Source organism: Pseudomonas asplenii (genome assembly GCF_001293465.1).
GTDB classification, from domain to species: domain Bacteria; phylum Pseudomonadota; class Gammaproteobacteria; order Pseudomonadales; family Pseudomonadaceae; genus Aquipseudomonas; species Aquipseudomonas fuscovaginae_B.
In genome coordinates this window covers 353,425-368,994 of the sequence record NZ_JSYZ01000004.1, presented here as the reverse complement: position 1 = coordinate 368,994, position 15,570 = coordinate 353,425, and the positions used below count along the sequence as shown (strand labels likewise).

General features: G+C 64.9%; 17 protein-coding genes and 1 pseudogene. 9 read left to right on the top strand and 9 right to left on the bottom strand.

The window, feature by feature from the left end:
- Positions 1-176 precede the first annotated feature (176 nt).
- Positions 177-1,742: a methyl-accepting chemotaxis protein gene (locus PF66_RS08045; RefSeq protein ID WP_054062371.1), complete on the bottom strand. Its 1,566-nt coding sequence runs from the start codon at positions 1,740-1,742 to the stop codon at positions 177-179.
- Between the two features lie 260 nt (positions 1,743-2,002).
- On the opposite strand from PF66_RS08045, the gene PF66_RS08040 reads away from it, so the two are divergent.
- A complete protein-coding gene (locus PF66_RS08040) occupies positions 2,003-3,112 on the top strand; it encodes a pyridoxal phosphate-dependent aminotransferase (RefSeq protein WP_054062370.1) in 1,110 nt (369 codons plus the stop codon).
- Positions 3,113-3,262: 150 nt separating this feature from the next.
- Positions 3,263-3,511 carry a DUF1652 domain-containing protein gene (locus PF66_RS08035; RefSeq protein ID WP_054056758.1) on the top strand — a complete coding sequence of 83 codons (249 nt, stop codon included), beginning with the start codon at positions 3,263-3,265 and terminating at the stop codon, positions 3,509-3,511.
- 6 nt (positions 3,512-3,517) lie between these two features.
- Here PF66_RS08035 and PF66_RS08030 read toward each other — a convergent pair whose 3' ends face one another.
- Both PF66_RS08030 and PF66_RS08025 read right to left on the bottom strand, forming a co-directional pair.
- Complete coding sequence (locus PF66_RS08030; protein WP_054062369.1) at positions 3,518-4,420, bottom strand: bifunctional 5,10-methylenetetrahydrofolate dehydrogenase/5,10-methenyltetrahydrofolate cyclohydrolase; 903 nt, start codon at positions 4,418-4,420, stop codon at positions 3,518-3,520.
- Between the two features lie 258 nt (positions 4,421-4,678).
- Positions 4,679-5,722 carry an LLM class flavin-dependent oxidoreductase gene (locus PF66_RS08025; protein WP_054056748.1) on the bottom strand — a complete coding sequence of 348 codons (1,044 nt, stop codon included), beginning with the start codon at positions 5,720-5,722 and terminating at the stop codon, positions 4,679-4,681.
- Positions 5,723-5,873: 151 nt separating this feature from the next.
- On the opposite strand from PF66_RS08025, the pseudogene PF66_RS33855 reads away from it, so the two are divergent.
- Together PF66_RS33855 and PF66_RS33850 are read left to right on the top strand one after the other, a co-directional pair.
- Positions 5,874-6,977: pseudogene (locus tag PF66_RS33855) on the top strand (cache domain-containing protein); the annotation flags it as partial.
- Positions 6,978-7,115: 138 nt separating this feature from the next.
- Entirely contained in the window at positions 7,116-7,883 is a 768-nt protein-coding gene (locus tag PF66_RS33850; RefSeq protein ID WP_425357888.1) for a methyl-accepting chemotaxis protein, read from the top strand.
- 52 nt (positions 7,884-7,935) lie between these two features.
- Here PF66_RS33850 and PF66_RS08015 read toward each other — a convergent pair whose 3' ends face one another.
- Entirely contained in the window at positions 7,936-8,421 is a 486-nt protein-coding gene (locus PF66_RS08015) for a flavin reductase family protein (protein ID WP_054056759.1), read from the bottom strand.
- Between the two features lie 324 nt (positions 8,422-8,745).
- Here PF66_RS08015 and PF66_RS08010 point away from each other — a divergent pair, with 324 nt between their 5' ends.
- Complete coding sequence (locus PF66_RS08010) at positions 8,746-10,143, top strand: purine-cytosine permease family protein (RefSeq protein ID WP_054062368.1); 1,398 nt, start codon at positions 8,746-8,748, stop codon at positions 10,141-10,143.
- Positions 10,144-10,345: 202 nt separating this feature from the next.
- Here the strand turns inward: PF66_RS08010 and PF66_RS08005 are convergent, their stop codons facing one another.
- Both PF66_RS08005 and PF66_RS08000 read right to left on the bottom strand, forming a co-directional pair.
- Complete coding sequence (locus tag PF66_RS08005; RefSeq protein ID WP_054062367.1) at positions 10,346-10,624, bottom strand: putative quinol monooxygenase; 279 nt, start codon at positions 10,622-10,624, stop codon at positions 10,346-10,348.
- Positions 10,625-10,746: 122 nt separating this feature from the next.
- On the bottom strand, positions 10,747-11,070 hold the full coding sequence (locus PF66_RS08000; RefSeq protein ID WP_054056752.1) for a hypothetical protein: 324 nt from the start codon (positions 11,068-11,070) through the stop codon (positions 10,747-10,749).
- Positions 11,071-11,240: 170 nt separating this feature from the next.
- Here PF66_RS08000 and PF66_RS07995 point away from each other — a divergent pair, with 170 nt between their 5' ends.
- From PF66_RS07995 to PF66_RS07985, 3 genes are read left to right on the top strand one after another with little or no spacing between them, the layout of a single operon-like run.
- The gene (locus PF66_RS07995) at positions 11,241-11,951 is read left to right on the top strand and encodes an STN domain-containing protein (protein ID WP_081009814.1); all 711 of its coding nucleotides are present in this window, start codon (positions 11,241-11,243) and stop codon (positions 11,949-11,951) included.
- The gene (locus PF66_RS07990; protein ID WP_054061534.1) at positions 11,948-12,493 is read left to right on the top strand and encodes an RNA polymerase sigma factor; all 546 of its coding nucleotides are present in this window, start codon (positions 11,948-11,950) and stop codon (positions 12,491-12,493) included. The genes PF66_RS07995 and PF66_RS07990 overlap by 4 nt, the downstream gene beginning before the upstream one ends.
- 37 nt (positions 12,494-12,530) lie before the next feature.
- Positions 12,531-13,481 carry a FecR family protein gene (locus tag PF66_RS07985; RefSeq protein ID WP_054062433.1) on the top strand — a complete coding sequence of 317 codons (951 nt, stop codon included), beginning with the start codon at positions 12,531-12,533 and terminating at the stop codon, positions 13,479-13,481.
- Positions 13,482-13,520: 39 nt separating this feature from the next.
- On the opposite strand, the gene PF66_RS07980 is transcribed toward PF66_RS07985, so the two are convergent.
- A complete protein-coding gene (locus tag PF66_RS07980; protein ID WP_054062366.1) occupies positions 13,521-14,129 on the bottom strand; it encodes a prepilin-type N-terminal cleavage/methylation domain-containing protein in 609 nt (202 codons plus the stop codon).
- A complete protein-coding gene (gspH, locus tag PF66_RS07975) occupies positions 14,126-14,581 on the bottom strand; it encodes a type II secretion system minor pseudopilin GspH (protein ID WP_054062365.1) in 456 nt (151 codons plus the stop codon). The genes PF66_RS07980 and gspH overlap by 4 nt, the downstream gene beginning before the upstream one ends.
- Positions 14,582-14,732: 151 nt before the next feature.
- On the opposite strand from gspH, the gene PF66_RS07970 reads away from it, so the two are divergent.
- The gene (locus PF66_RS07970) at positions 14,733-15,164 is read left to right on the top strand and encodes a general secretion pathway protein GspC (RefSeq protein WP_054062364.1); all 432 of its coding nucleotides are present in this window, start codon (positions 14,733-14,735) and stop codon (positions 15,162-15,164) included.
- Here the strand turns inward: PF66_RS07970 and gspI are convergent.
- The gene (gene gspI / locus PF66_RS07965) at positions 15,124-15,537 is read right to left on the bottom strand and encodes a type II secretion system minor pseudopilin GspI (protein WP_054062363.1); all 414 of its coding nucleotides are present in this window, start codon (positions 15,535-15,537) and stop codon (positions 15,124-15,126) included. The genes PF66_RS07970 and gspI overlap by 41 nt on opposite strands.
- Between the last annotated feature and the right edge of the window lie 33 nt (positions 15,538-15,570).

The window sequence follows — 15,570 nt, the reverse complement described above, 5'->3', positions numbered from 1 at the left end:
TTGAAAACCGGCTCGCCATGCTCGTTGACTCCAGTCAACTGGGCTTGCTCGCCGGTTTTTGCCTTGCCTGGCCCTCGCTCGAAAACATTTCGTACAGACCGCTGACACAGCGGCGTGCATGATCGCTTCAGCCCTGGCGCTGAGTTTCGGCGTTGACCGACCATTGTGCAACCAGGCTATCGATTGAATCGTTCGACCAGGGAGTATTGCGTGGAAGCGGTCCTGGTCAGGTCCTTGCTCAGTTCCGTGGAGAGGATGGCCTGCTCCGAGGACTGATCGGCCAGCTGGGCGATCGTGCTGATATTGCGGCTGATCTCGTCGGCGACCGCCGTCTGTTCTTCCGTGGCGGTGGCAATCTGCGAGGTCATGTCGGTGATATGGGCGACGGCTTCGCTGATCCCCACCAGCGCCTTGTCCGCCTCGAGCACCCAGGCCACGCCTTCCTCGGCCTGGCGATTGCCGTTCTCCATGGTCTGCACGGCATTGCTGGATGAGGTCTGCAGCTTGGTGATCAGTTCGTGGATCTGGTTGGTGGATTGCGAGGTGCGCTGGGCCAGTTGTCGAACCTCGTCGGCCACCACGGCAAAGCCGCGCCCCATGTCGCCGGCGCGGGCCGCCTCGATGGCGGCGTTCAGAGCCAGCAGGTTGGTCTGGTCGGCAATGCCCTTGATCACGTCGACCACGGTGCCGATCTCGTCGCTGTCCCTGGCCAACTGCGCCACGGTCATGCCGGTTTCGCCGACCACCGCCGAAAGGCGCTCGATGGCCTGGCGTGTGTCGCGGGCCACATCGCGACCGTGGCGGGTGAGCTGGTTGGCCTGCTGGGTGGCATCGGCGGTGCGCTGGACATGACTGGCCACTTCCTGGGTGGTCGTGGCCATCTGGTTGACCGCGGCCGAAACCTGTTCGGTTTCCAGGCGCTGGCGCTCAAGGCCCTTGGAGCTGTCGGTGGCCAGCAGGTCGGACTGTCCGGCCAGTTCGCTGACCTGCTCGGCAGTGTCCTGCAGGCGGGTGAGGCAGGTCTTCAGGCGCGAATCCTGGCTGACCAGGGCGGTTTCCAGGCGCGCCTGGTGGCCTCGCGCATCGCTGTACATCTTCGCCAGCAGTGCATCGCTGGTCGAGGGCTCGACCAGTTGCAGCAGACGCTGCAGACCTTGCCGTTGCCAACGCGAGGACAGCAGCGCGATCGGCACGGAGAGGCCCACGGTCACGGCGATCGCCAGCGGTGCGCTGAGGAACAGGCCGCTCACGGCGGCCGCCAGGCCCAGTCCCAGGTAGGGCAGGTAGTCGAGCAGCAGCGGCAGCCAGGTGTCCTGGCGCGGCACGGCGGTCTTGCCCTGGCTGATACGCCGGTACAACGACTCGGCACGACGGACCTGTTCGGCCGTCGGCTTGACCCTGACCGATTCGTAGCCCACCACCTGGCTGCCTTCGAAGATCGGCGTCACGTAGGCGTTGACCCAGTAGTGATCGCCAGTCTTGGAGCGGTTCTTGACGATGCCCATCCAGGGCCGCCCCTGCTTGAGGGCACCCCACATATGGGCGAATACCGCTGGAGGGACATCGGGGTGGCGGACGATATTCTGGGGTGCGCCGATCAGGTCGGCCCGATCGAAACCGCTGATTTCCACGAACGCGTCATTACAGTAGGTGATCACGCCTCGGGCGTCTGTCGTCGAGATAAGCTTTTGTTGCGGGGCAAGCGAGACTTCACGCTGTGTAACAGGCTGGTTGTTTCTCATTCCGACTGCTCCTGTCTTCCATACAAAGCTATCTGCCGACTCTATGAAAAGAATTAGGCTGATGCGGATAAAAACTCTAGCCCAATCGTGCGGGCGTGCCGGGGATGCAGGTTGGAATGGTTTGAATATGCCACTATTTGTAGAATGACCGATACCCGATTGCCGATAAATCGTACTTTTTCCGTTTCGTCCCTTTGATAACAAGCTTTTGCAAGTGGCCTGGAGGCCATCCAGCCTGGAGATCAAGGGAGATCGGGTAAATGGTGGATGTAACGCGTCGTTCGGTGGTGGGGTTGATGGCAGCACTGCCGTTGTTAGGGGGTTCGGCAAGGGCATTTTCGGCGGCCTTGCCCGCCGCTTCGAAGGCTTCGTCCAGCGAGGTCCATCTCGACTTCAACGAGAACCCCTGGGGGCCCTCGGCGGCGGCTCGGCGGGCCATGGAGCAGGGCGTCGCCCTGTCCGGACGCTACCCTTACCGGTTCCAGTACCAGCTGGTTGACTTGCTGGCGCGGCAACTGTCGGTGCCCGCAGAACACATCGAGATATACGCCGGCTCCAAGGTCGCCCTGCAGCAGGCGGTCATGGCCTTTACCGGTGGCAGCCGCAGCCTGGTGCTGGCGACACCCACCTACGAGGCACCGGCTCTGGCCGCCAGGGCACAGGGAGCGGCCGTGCATGAGATCGACCTCGATGCCCGGCATGCCCATGACATCGGCGCCATGCTCGCGGCGGATGCCAACCTGGGCGCGATCTATATCTGCAACCCGAACAACCCGACCGGCACCCTCACGCCGATGGTGCAGATCGAGCGGGCCCTCAGGGAAAAGCCTGCCGGTGCGCTGGTGGTGGTCGACGAGGCCTATATCCACTACTGCGATGCCCCCAGTTGCGTACCGCTGGTCAAGGACCATCCCGATCTGCTGGTGCTGCGTACCTTCTCCAAGATCTACGGTATGGCGGGGGCGCGACTGGGCTATGCCGTCGGCCAACCGGCGCTGCTGGAAAAGCTGAACGTGCTGGGCGAGCAGAATGTCGCCGCCGCTTCGTCGTTGCTGGGTGGCATCGCCAGCCTGGAAGACCGTGCGCTGCTGCCGGAGCGCCGGCAGGCCAACGCCCGTATCCGCAGTGAGAACATGGCCTGGTTCCGCGACCGCGGCTTCACCTGCACCGATGCCCAGGGCAATTTCTTCATGGTCGACCTGCGTCGCCCGGCCAGTGACGTGGCCCAGGCCCTGGCGCAGCACGGAGTGCGGGTGGCGCGAACCTGGGAAAACTGGCCGACCTGGATGCGCGTCACCGTCGGCAAGGAAGAGGAAATGGCCCGCCTGCGCAAGGCGTTCGCCCTGGTGGCACTGCCGGCCAAGCACTGATTCGGGGTTGATAGCGTGACGGGGTTCACATTTCCTTAAAGTGGTGAGCCAGGAACGGTTCCAGACCGTCACGCCGCAGGCACTTTGCGGCAGGTGGTCTACGCTGGTTCGGCAAGAGCTGCCTCGAGCTCGCCTTCAGGGATGACCGCCATGCTTCCAGAACGTGAACTGTGCCAGATCATTGAGTCCGGTTTTCTCCCGTTGTCCTGCACCTGCACCGCCAACGGCAGCGGTGCGCTGATGATCAAGATCTTCGACCCGGTGTCCGGACGCGTGGACCTTCAGCTCAATGGTGTCGCCATCAGCAGTTTCACCAGCATCAGGTCGGTCGCCAACTTCATCGGCGAACTGCGCACCGAGATGCAGGCTGGGCGCCGGGCCTTTGCCGGCGCCCTCTAGGCGCGATCAGCCCGCTACTGCGGCGAGGGGGCGGCGGGCGCCTTGCAGGTGGGTGGCGATCACGGTGTTCTTCAGCAGGTAGGCAATGGTCATCGGCCCGACGCCGCCCGGCACCGGCGTAATCGCGCTGGCCACCGTGCGTGCGCTGGCATAGTCGACATCTCCGACCAGCCGCGCACCCGCTTCGGTTTCAATGCGGTTGATCCCCACATCGATCACCACGGCGCCTGGCTTGAGCCAACTGGCGTCGACCAGCTGCGGCCGCCCGACCGCGACCACCACGATATCGGCCAGGCGGCACAGGGCGGCGGCGTCGACGCTGCGCGAGTGGATCACGCTGACCGAGCAGTGGGCCTGCAGCAGCAGGGTGGCCATCGGCTTGCCGACGATGTTCGAACGGCCGATGACCACCGCGTGCAAGCCACTGATGTCACCGCAGGTTTCCTGCAGCAGGCGCAGGCAGCCGCTCGGTGTGCAGGGCGTCAGCACTTCGGCACCCTGCACCAGGGCGCCGACGTTTTCCCGATGAAAGCCGTCCACGTCCTTGATCGGGTCGATGGCGTGGATCACCGCCTGTTCCTCGATGTGCGCCGGTAGCGGCAATTGCACCAGGATGCCGTTGACGGTCGGGTCGGCGTTGAGTTCGGCAATCAGGTGCAGGACCTCGGCCTGGCTGGCGCTGGCCGGCAGGCGATGCTCCAGGGAGCGGATACCGGCTTCCCCGGCACGCAGCAGCTTGTTGCGCACGTAGACATGACTGGCCGGGTCGTCGCCGACCAGCAGCACTGCGAGGGACGGCACGACACCTTGCCCGGCCAGGGCCGCGACATCCTCGCGGACTTCTTCGAGTACCCGGGCGGCAATGGCCTTGCCGTCGATATCGCGGGCGAGGGGAAGGGGATTGCTCATGGAATGCGTCACCGTCGTCTGTAGCCAAAAGATCGCCAGCGCCTCGGGGCAAGGCCCGGGGCGCTGGCGGAGTGACGGGAATATAGCACCTGCGCAGCGGCCGGCGGTGTGACATAGCGCAGCAGCCTGGCCGGAAAATCACACCCCTGTGACGAGAGAAACTCCTCTGGGGGAGCGGGCTTGCCCGCGAAGCTTCTGGCGCACTCGAGAGCGCCTTCGCTGGCAAGCCAGCTCCCGCAAGGGGGGCTATGGAGGACTTCAGCGGAACGCCGGCACCACGTGCTGGATGAACAGCTCCAGGGACTTCTTCTTCTCGGCATGCGACAGGCTGTTGTCACACCAGAAGCTGAACTCGTCGACCCCCAGTTCCTGGTAGTAGCGCAGGCGGCAGATGATCTCCTCCGGCGTGCCGATCATGGTGTTGCGGCGGATGTTCTCCAGTTCGAACTCCGGGCGCTCGGCGAACTTTTCTTCCGGGCTCGGGGCGAGGAACCCGTTCTGCGGCACCTGCTTGTTGCCGAACCAGGCATCGAAGGTGCGGTAGAACCGGTTGATCGCCGTGGCGCCGACTTTCCAGCCTTGCGGATCGTCCTTGGCGTGCACGTGGGTGTGGCGCAGCACCATCAGTTGCGGACGTGGCACGCCGGGGTTGTTGTCCAGCGCGGTCTGGAACTTGTTCCTCAGGTCCAGCACTTCCTCGTCGCCCTTCATCAGCGGCGTGACCATGACATTGCAACCGTTGGCCACGGCGAAGTTGTGCGAGTCCGGGTCGCGGGCGGCGATCCACATCGGCGGGTTGGGCTGCTGGACCGGCTTGGGCACGCTGGTGGAGGTCGGGAATTTCCAGATCTCGCCATCGTGGGCGTAGTCGCCTTGCCACAGGGCACGGACCACCGGGACCATCTCCCGCAGGGCCAGGCCTCCGGAAGAGGCCGGCATGCCACCGGCCATGCGGTCGAATTCGACCTGGTAGGCGCCACGGGCCAGGCCGACTTCCATCCGGCCGTTGCTGATCACATCCAGCAGGGCGCATTCGCCGGCGACCCGCAGCGGGTGCCAGAACGGCGCGATGATGGTGCCGGCGCCCAGGCGGATGGTGGTGGTACGGGCCGCGAGGTAGGCCAGCAGCGGCATCGGGCTGGGCGAGATGGTGTATTCCATCGCGTGATGCTCGCCGATCCACACGGTGCTGAAACCACCGGCTTCGGCCATCAGCGTCAGTTCGGTGAGGTCTTCGAACAGTTGGCGGTGGCTGACGCTTTCGTCCCAGCGTTCCATGTGCACGAACAGGGAAAATTTCATGACGCTTACCTCGGGTCTCTTGTAGTTGGCCGGTCGACTGCGGGCCTGTTGCCTGGATGGCGCGCGGGGCGCTGCCGGATATGTTCAAGCGGGTTCGAGTCGGCCAGAGAAACTGGCTCATCGATAGGTTATTGGTATACCATAATATGGAATGTCTGCAAAAGTTTTCTCACCGACGATTCGCACTCACCTGACAAGGAACGCGTCCTACCCGATGAACATAAAACAAAAACTGATCCTGGCATTCGCCGCAATTGCCGCCTTGCCTGTCATCCTCGTGGCAGTCCTGATCATCATCAACCTGCGCAACGAGGCCCGCGAGGCGTTCCTGGACAGCAGTGGCCGGGAAATCCGCCAGGTCGAGAACGCCATGCAGCTGTTTTTCGAGGGCATCACCCAGAACGTCGAGTTCCTCGCCGAAGCCCCTCAACTGCACAATGTGGATGGCCAGCTCAAACGCTATCTGGATGCCGAGGCACCGAAAGTCGCCATGGGCGAGCAGGACCAGCAGGTGTTCCGGCTGTTCGCGCAATTGGCCAAGAGCCATCCGGCCTACAGCTATCTGTCCCTCGGTACCCGTGAGGGCGGCTATGTGTTCTGGCCGGGCGATCCCAATCTCGCCAACTATGACCCGCGTACCCGTCCCTGGTACCAGGCGGCCATGGCCCAACCGGGCAAGACCCTGCGCACCGGTGCCTACTACTGGGCTGCGGATAACGTGGTGCTGGTCAGCACGGTGCGCAGTTTCGCCAATCGCCTGGGCGAGCAGGGCGGGGTGGTCAACATCGACGTTTCGCTCAAGCAACTGACCGACCTGGTCAAGCAGATCCGCCTGGGGGACAGTGGCTACCTGATGCTCACCGAAGGCAGCGACAAGGTCCTGGTGGACCCGCAACAGCCCGAGCACAACTTCAAGAACCTCAGCCAACTGGGCGATGGCTACGCGGCCCTGGCCAAGGCCGGCAAGGGGCTGGTCGAGGTCGAACTGGCCGGCGAGCGCTACATGGCCAACGTCCAGCCTTCCGAGGCCCTGGGCTGGCGCTTCGTCGGCCTGGTGCGCGAAAGCGAGGTGATGGCCGGCGTCACACGCCTGACCTGGATCATCGCCGCCATCGCGGTCGTCTGCGCCGTGCTGTTCGCCTTTGCCGGGGCGTTTTTCGCCGGCCTGATCGTGCGGCCGATCCGTGGGGTGGCCAATGGCCTGGAGGGCATCGCCCAGGGCGAGGGTGACCTGACTGCACGGCTGCAGGTGCGCGGGCGCGATGAAACCGCGCAGCTGGCGGGCTGGTTCAACCAGTTCCTGGAAGCGATCCGCAGCCTGATCCAGCGTATCGGCGAGGCGGCGGTGCAGATCCACAGCACCTCCGGCAGCACCACCGCGGTCTCCCGGGAAATGGCCGAGGTCGCCGCGCGCCAGCGCGAGGCGGTGGACATGGTCTCGACCGCCTTCCATGAAATGGTCGCCACCTCCAATGAGGTCGCGCGCTCCTGCAACCAGGCCGCCGACTCGGCGGACAACGGCCAGCGCCAGGCCCACAGCGGGCAGAAGCAGATCGAGACGGCGGTGAACAAGGTCGACCGGCTGAGCCAGGAGATCGGCCTGTCGGCCGAGGCCATGCAGCAACTGGCGCAGGACAGCAATGACATCCAGTCGATTCTCGGCACCATCCGCTCGATTGCCGAGCAGACCAACCTGCTGGCGCTCAACGCGGCGATCGAAGCCGCCCGTGCCGGTGAGCAGGGTCGCGGTTTTGCCGTGGTCGCCGACGAGGTGCGGGCGCTGGCCAAGCGCACGGCCGACTCCACTGGCGAGATCGATGAGCTGCTCGGCACCCTGGCCCGTCGTACCCACCAGATGGGCCAGCAGATGCACGCCAGCCTGGAGGTGTCCCAGGAAACCGTGGTGTCGATCAATGAGGCGCGGGCCAGTTTCGAGCTGATCCGTGAGTCGGTGGACGTCATCCGCGACATGAACACCCAGATCGCCACGGCGGCCGAAGAGCAGCACCAGGTGGCCGAGGACATCAACCGGCACATCAGCCAGATTCATGGCGATGCGCAGTTGGTGGCGGATCTGGCGGACTCGACCAGTCAGGATGCGCAGAACCTGACGCACCTGTCCGAGACCTTGAATCAGTGGGTCCGGCGCTTCCGGACCTGAGGCGGGGGAGCGCGGCGGTGCCCACGGGCACTGCCGCAGCAAGGCCGGTCGATCAGGCCACGGCGGGCAGAGAGCCCATCTTGCCGTGGCAATACACCAGCGGGCCGCAGTCACGTTGCGGCACGATCAGGTTCTTCACCGCGCCGACCATGATCGCATGGTCGCCACCCTCATATTCACGCCACAGCTCGCACTCGATGATCGCCGTGGCGTTGCCCAGCAGCGGGTTGCCCAGCTCGCTCAGGCTCCACTCGATGCCCTGCGCCTTGTCCTTGCCCTTGCGGGCGAAGGCATAGGCCTCCTTCTGCTGGGCTTCGGACAGCACGTGGATGGCGAAACGCTTGCTCCTGATCAGGTGCGGGTACGAGTCGGAGCTGTAGTTGGGGCAGAACAGCACCAGCGCCGGTTCCATCGACAGCGAACTGAAGGCGCTGGCGGTCAGGCCGACGATCTGGCCGTCGTCGTCCAGGGTGGTGATCACGGTGACACCGGACGGGAACGAGCCCATGACTTGCTTGTAGAGGGTTGCGTCGATCATTGGAGAAACCTCGGCCGCCGCCAGCGGCATTTTTTGTTGAATTATTGTCTGATGGTATACCGTAATTCTGTCTTTGCAAGGGCTTTTTCAGGAGGCCGACAAACGTTTAATCATTGACGAAATCCCAATGTTTACGGGGCCTTCAGTTGATTCTACCGGGTTTTTTCGGAGTAGAATTGCGGATCAGATGCCGTCAGGAAATGCGGATCAGTCTTGTGGATTTTTTGGAATACCATAATATGGTGTTCATTGGGCGGTGCCGTAGAGCACCCCCTGGTTTGGCTTCGTACAAAGATAAGAACAGACAGAACCGAGTTCATGACTATGTCCCAGCAAGATCCGTTGATCGAACAGCATACGGTCGACTACGTGCCGTTGTCCGAGCGCCATGGCCAGGCGCGTGACCTGTTTACCCTGTGGTTCAGTACCAATATCGCGCCCCTGCCGATCGTCACCGGGGCGATGGTGGTGCAGGTGTTCCACCTCAACCTGTTCTGGGGGTTGGTCGCCATCGCCCTCGGGCACCTGGTCGGCGGCCTGGTGATCGCCCTGGCATCGGCCCAGGGGCCCAGGATGGGCATTCCGCAGATGGTCCAGAGCCGCGGCCAGTTCGGCCGTTACGGCGCGTTGCTGATCGTGTTCTTCGCGGCGATCATCTACATCGGCTTCTTCATTTCCAATATCGTCCTGGCGGGCAAGTCGATCACCGGGATCGTGCCGTCTATGCCGATGTCGGCCAGCCTGCTGATCGGTGCCCTGGGCGCCACCGCCATCGGCGTGATCGGCTACCGCTTCATCCACAGCCTGAACCGCCTGGGTACCTGGGTCATGGGCGGCGCCTTGCTGGCCGGGTTCATCTACATCTTCGCCCACGACCTGCCGGCGGACTTCTTCAGCCGGGGCGGTTTCAACCTGTCCGGCTGGGTGGCCACGGTATCGCTGGGGGTGATCTGGCAGATCAGCTTCTCGCCCTATGTCTCCGACTACTCACGCTACCTGCCGGTCGACATCGGCATCAGCCGGCCGTTCTGGGCGACCTACCTGGGCGCGTCTCTGGGGACCATCCTGTCGTTCTCCTTTGGCGCGGTGGCGGCACTGGCCACGCCCGAGGGCACCGAGGCGATGCTGGCGGTCAAACAGGCCACCGGCTGGCTGGGGCCGATCCTGATGGTGCTGTTCCTGCTCAACATCATCAGCCACAACGCGCTCAACCTGTATGGCGCGGTGCTGTCGATCGTCACCTCGATCCAGACCTTCGCCGGGCACTGGACGCCGAGCATCAAGGTACGGGTGCTGTTGTCCGGGGTGATCCTGGCGGGTTGCTGCCTGGTGGCGCTGGGCGCTTCGGCGGACTTCATCTCGCACTTCATCGGCCTGATCCTGGCGCTGCTGCTGGTGCTGGTGCCGTGGGCTTCGATCAATCTGATCGACTTCTACCTCATCAAGCGCGGGGCGTACGACATTGCCTCGATTTTCAGTGCGGATGGGGGGATCTACGGGCGCTTCAATCTGCATGCGATCGTGGCGTATTTCATCGGGATTCTGGTGCAGTTGCCGTTTGCCAATACGTCGCTGTATGTCGGGCCCTATGCCAATCTGGTCGAGGGGGCGGATCTGTCGTGGCTGGTGGGGTTGGTGGTGACTTGTCCGCTGTACTACTGCCTGGCGACGCGGACTCGCCAGGAGCGGGTCGGGGTGGGGCGGTTGGGGGTTGCCGACTGACCTCCACTCAGCCTGCCGGGAACTGGGCCGAAGATCAAAAGCTTCGCGGGCAAGCCCTGCTCCTACAGTTTGGTGGTGTACACGAGTGTGTACGACATAGCCCTGTAGGAGCAGGGCTTGCCCGCGAAAGCGTCATCACGGTCACTGCAAAATTCCCAGGCTTCTCCCTGCTGCCTGCTTCAAAGCGCTGCTGGCACCGACTTCAGTGCTGCAGGTCGATGCGCCAGGCCAGTCGGGTGCCGAGCAGGTCGATGAAGCCTTGCAGGGCCGGCAACTGGAAATGCGCCTGCAGCGCTGCGGCGGACTGCCAGTGGCCGGTGACGGTCCACTCGCCGGGTTCGCCCGCGCAAGTCACTGCGTAGTCCAGGCAGCCGGGGGCATGGCGCAGGGTTTCGGCCAGCGTTTCCAGGCGCCGCCCGAGTTCGGCGCTGCACCCCGGGGCGGCCTTGAATCGAAGGGTATTGGTCGCCTGGACAGACATTGGCGGTTCTCCTGTTTGGACGGCCCCCCGATAAGCAGGGCGGCGTGAACAAGAGTAGAGGCGGTAGGCGAGCGCACCTATAGCCAATTTCCGGCAAAACCCACGGGCCAATTGCGGCGGTGCTACTGGCCCGAAACCGGCCGCTGCGGCTTGACCGAGGTGCCGAAGGTATTGCCCATGCGTATGTGGGTGGCGGCTGGCGTGGCCAGGCCGGCCTGGTTCGGCGCCTTTGTGCGGATATCCGGGTTCATCGCTTCCAGGTTGCGGCGCCTGGCTTCGCGGTTTTCCGGGCTGCTCATCTGCTGGCTCAGACACGGGTAGTCCGGTGCCTTGTAGCCGTCGACGCTGACTTCGACGCAACCGCTCGGCTCGCCCTGTGCGGCGTGGCCCAGGCCGGGCAGGGTGGCGAGCACAAGCATGCTGGCAAGACGTGAAAGGGCTTTCATGTGGCCTCCTGGCTGACCGCGCGACGGCGGTCCTGGTGCCCTGAAGTCTAGTGCAAAGCCCGGCCGGCCTGGGTGATGGTTTTTTTGCGGCGACCGTCATACCAGGTTCATAAACAGCCCTCAGGATGACGGTTTTCAGGGACACGTCAGCAGTGCAGGGACTTCGATCCGTGGCCGTGCGTCTGTCGTTTTTTCGCCTGGGTCCGCTACTCATCGCCCTGGCTGCGCTGCTGGCCGGGCAGGCGCCCGTCTGCCTGGCGGCCGAGCCGCTGAAGGTCGATCCACAGGCCCTTGTCGAGCTCGATATCGCTGCCCAGGACCTGGCCGGTGCGCTGGATGCCTTCAGTCGCCAGACCGGCATGGCGGTGCTGGTCGACCGCGACCTGACCCGGGCCCGCCGCTCCCTGGCGGTGCACGGCCACTACCGGGCCGGCGAGGCCCTGGCCCTGCTGCTCACCGGCAGCGGGTTGATGGCGCGTTATGCCCGTGCCGACGCCTTCACCCTGCAGGTGGCCCAGGTCAGCGAGTCGTCGGCCCGGGCGCCGGCCGGCAAGGGCGGGGCCCTGGCCGGCAGTTACGCACGGGCGATCCAGCAGGCCATCGAGCAGGCCCTGTGCGCCGTCCCCTTGACCCGTCCCGGCACCTACCGGGCGGTATTGCAGGTCTGGATCGGCCAGGACGGTGCCCTGCAGCACAGCCGTCTGGTCAGTTCGACCGGGGATGTTCAGCGCGATGGGGCGCTGGTCGAGCGTTTGCGTACGGTGCGGGTCGAGCGTTCGGCCCCGTCGTCGCTGCGCCAGCCGGTGACCCTTCTTTTAACACCGGATTCAGCAGGAACGAGCATGGATTGCACAGCACCAAAGGGAGCCGCTGGGGTATGAAGAATATCGGGCACAGTCCGATGGTCCGGTTGTTCCTGACCTCCTACGACGATTTCAAGCTGCGCCTGCGCCGCCGGCTGGGGTCGGAGGAGTTGGCCAATGACGTGCTGCATGAGACCTACCTGCGGGTCGACCGCATGGAGCCGCCGCTGAACCTGACCCAGCCCAACGCCTACCTGTACCGCATGGCCCTGAACATCGCCGCCGACCGCCGCCAGGCCGATGCGCGCCTGCTCACCGGCGAAGAGGTCGAGGAACTGCTGCACCTGAGTGACGAGGCCCTCGACCCGGAGCGGGTGGTCGGTGGCCAGAAGGAGATTCAGGCGCTGCTCGACGCGTTGTACGAACTGCCGGCCCGACGCCGGCGGATCTTCATCGCCGCCCGCCTGGAGGAGGCGCCTCACCTGGAGATTTCCCAGCGTTTCGGTATTTCCACGCGCATGGTCGAGAAGGAACTGAAGGCCGCCCTGGGGCATTGTGCGGCCCGTCTGGAAAGAAAAGTGATTCAGCGGTTCGGTCCCGGGGCGGGAAAACCGTCTTAGTCATACATCAGCGAAATCTTCGTGAGTATCTGTGCGCTTGAACACGACTTCCATCACCCCATTGCGGGCCGGCCCGAGCGCCCGCCTGCAGAGCGAAGCCCGGGATTGGCTGATTCTCCTGACCTCCGGCCAGGCCACCGTCGCCGATGCGCGGGCCTTGCGCCAATGGTGCGAACAGAGCCCCGAGCACGCCCGGGCCTTCGAACAGGCCAAGCTTTTGTGGCAGTCGCTCAAACCGGCTCTCGAACACCAGCAGCATCCACCACGGGCCCGGCATTTCGGGCGCCGGGCCTTCCTGGGGGGGGCGATTGCCGCATCGGCGGCGTTTTTCCTGGTCCGCGGCACCGTGCCGGGCGGTTTCTCCGGCCTGGGGGCGGACTATCGCACCGAGGTCGGCGAGCAACGGCGCGTCGACCTCGCCGATGGCGTCAGCCTGGAGCTCAACACCCAGACCCGGATCAACCGGCTGCCATCGGATAACGGTGATGCGCGGATCGAACTGCTCAGCGGCGAGGTCGAGGTGTTGGCACGGGCCCGGGCACCGGTCAAGGTCCAGGCCGGCGGCGGGCTGATGACGGCCGAACAGGCGCGCTTCAATCTGCGCAACCTCGACCGGAGCGTCTGCGTCACCTGTATCGAAGGCACCCTGACGGTGGAGATGCTGGGCCGGCGTTTCCGCCTGGAGGGCGGCCGGCAACTGGTGTACGACACCCGCCAGGCCGGCGAGCCGCAGACTGTCGACCCGACGGCGGTGATTGCCTGGCGCAACAGGATGCTGGTGTTCAACGATGCGACCCTGGCCACGGTGATCAGCGAGATCAACCGCTATCGACCGGGCATGCTGGTGCTGCTCAACAGCGAACTGGGCAAGCGCAAGGTGCAGGCGCGGTTCAGCCTGGATCAGTTGGCGGGGGTGGCGTTGCTGATTCGCGATGCGTATGGGGCCAAGTGCACCGAATTGCCGGGTGGGGTGGTGTTGCTCAGTTGAGTATTGTGGGCCCGCCCATCTTCCGCCCACTTTCCGGATTCACTCCAACGGCCCCAACACCTGCCGATAGCGCTCCACGCCTTGTGGCGTATCCCGCACCAGGCTGATCTCCAGCCCTGTCGGATTGTCCTGGCGATTGCCACTCAACGGCCGCCAACCCTTGCCCGGCTGCCACACCCGCAGCTCCATCGAGGTCACCTGTTCCAGCACCGCCACTCCGTCCTGCGGCGCCGGTAGCGGAAACCTCGAGCGCGCCTCTGCCGCCGACCGGTAAAGCGTCCCACCCTTCAACCACCAGCGCACCCGTTGCAGGCGGCCATCCTGCTGCGGCGACGCGCGAATCAGGTCCAGCCGAAAGCCCTTGCCCTCGGCGCTGCGCACGCTCAACGGAACTGGCCCGGCCGACGACGAAGGCGCCTGGTCGGGCGGCAGCGGTTCCACCAGCTCGATCCCGGCGCGCAGCGCCACGTCACGCTCCAGTTGGCCCAGTGCGGCCAGCAACTGTTGGGTCTGCGCGCTGCTGCGCCTGAGGTGTTCGTCGGTGCGATTGACGCTGTCCAGGCCACGCCAGGCAATGAGGCTGACCACCGCCATGAGCATGAGCGCGATCATCACCTCGATCAGGGTAAAACCGGCCTGGCGCTTCATTGCACGTGCACCTCGCCGTTGGCGCTGCGTACCACGCCAATGCTGTGCAGCCCATCGGAGAGCGACAGGCGCATGGGCTGGGCAATCCACTCGGCGTCGAGTATCAGGGGCCTGTCGCGATCCCGTTGCACCTTTATCGACGCGCTCTGCCAGCGGGTCGGGCGCAGTTGCGGGTCACCGTCGAACTGCTCCTTGCCGCCCTGGCCATCGGTACGGATGAACTGGTAGCCCTGGCGGTCGCTCAGCCAGAGAATCGGCCGGCCATCGGCGCGGGCTTCGGCCTGGGCCACCTGGATAGCCTGGGCCAGGCGCTCGGCATCCTTGCGCAAGAGTTGCCGTGGGTCGGGCCGGATACTCAGGCTGATGGCGGCGCTGGCGATGCCGACGATCACCAGCACCACCATCAGTTCGATCAGGGTGAAACCCGCCTGGGCGGGGCGTAGGGCATCCATTCGACAAGGCTCCTCGAGGCTGGCTCCATGCTGCCTGGCAAAGATGATGGGCGTGTGAAATAAAAACGTGAGAATTGCCCGGTAGGCTGTTCGGACGTGCCCCTGTGGGCCCTTCGTTGTGGCGCAGACCGATAGAAAAGGAGCCTCAAGCATGCAATGGACCCCGCGCTTTTCCCCGGTGCAGATCGTTCAGTCGGCGGCCCTGCTCGCCGCCCTGGCCGGTGTGCTGGTCTGGTCGACGCTGCTGCTGACGCCGGCCGTGTCCCAGGTGCCCGCGGCTCAGCCGGCGGTGGCGGCGACGCGCAGCGACAATCCGGCCTTGCAGTGGTTTTCCAACCAGCCGGTCCGGCTCGACATCAAGGTCTCCGGGGTGATGGCCAGCTCGCGTGGCGCGGTGGCGATCCTCAGCCTGAACGATGGCCCGCCGCGCAGCTTTCTCGCCGGTGAGCGGCTGGGCCAGGGCGTACGGCTGCTGGCGATCGAGCGCGACGGCATTCTGATCGAGCAGGGCTCGCAGAAGTTGCACCTGGCGGTGACCCGGCTCAGCGAAGCGCCGTTCCTGCCGCAACTGACCCGGCCTTGAGGTCGGGCAGGCTCATCAGGGTTTCCAGGCGCGCCAGCGGCGGCCCTTCGTGGCGCCGGTCCACTACCAGGATCTCGACCTGCCACAGCCGTGGGCTGCCAGCCGGGCCGATGGTCTGATCACAGCGCAGGGCCAGGCGGCCCTGATCGCACTCGAAGGACTTGCGTCCCGTGCCCAGCCGACCCTCCAGGCGCAGCTCGGCCAGCCGGCTCTGGGCAGCCAGCAGGGCCACGGAGCGATCGCGCAGCAGGCCGTTGCTCTGGGTCATCAGACCGGCCACGCGCACCGCGGCGGACATCGCCACGGCGATGATCGCCAGCGCCACCAGCACTTCGATGAGGGTGAAGCCTTGTTGGCGGAACGGGCGCTGCATGGGCTGTCTCGACATGGGGAAGCGAATCCGGAG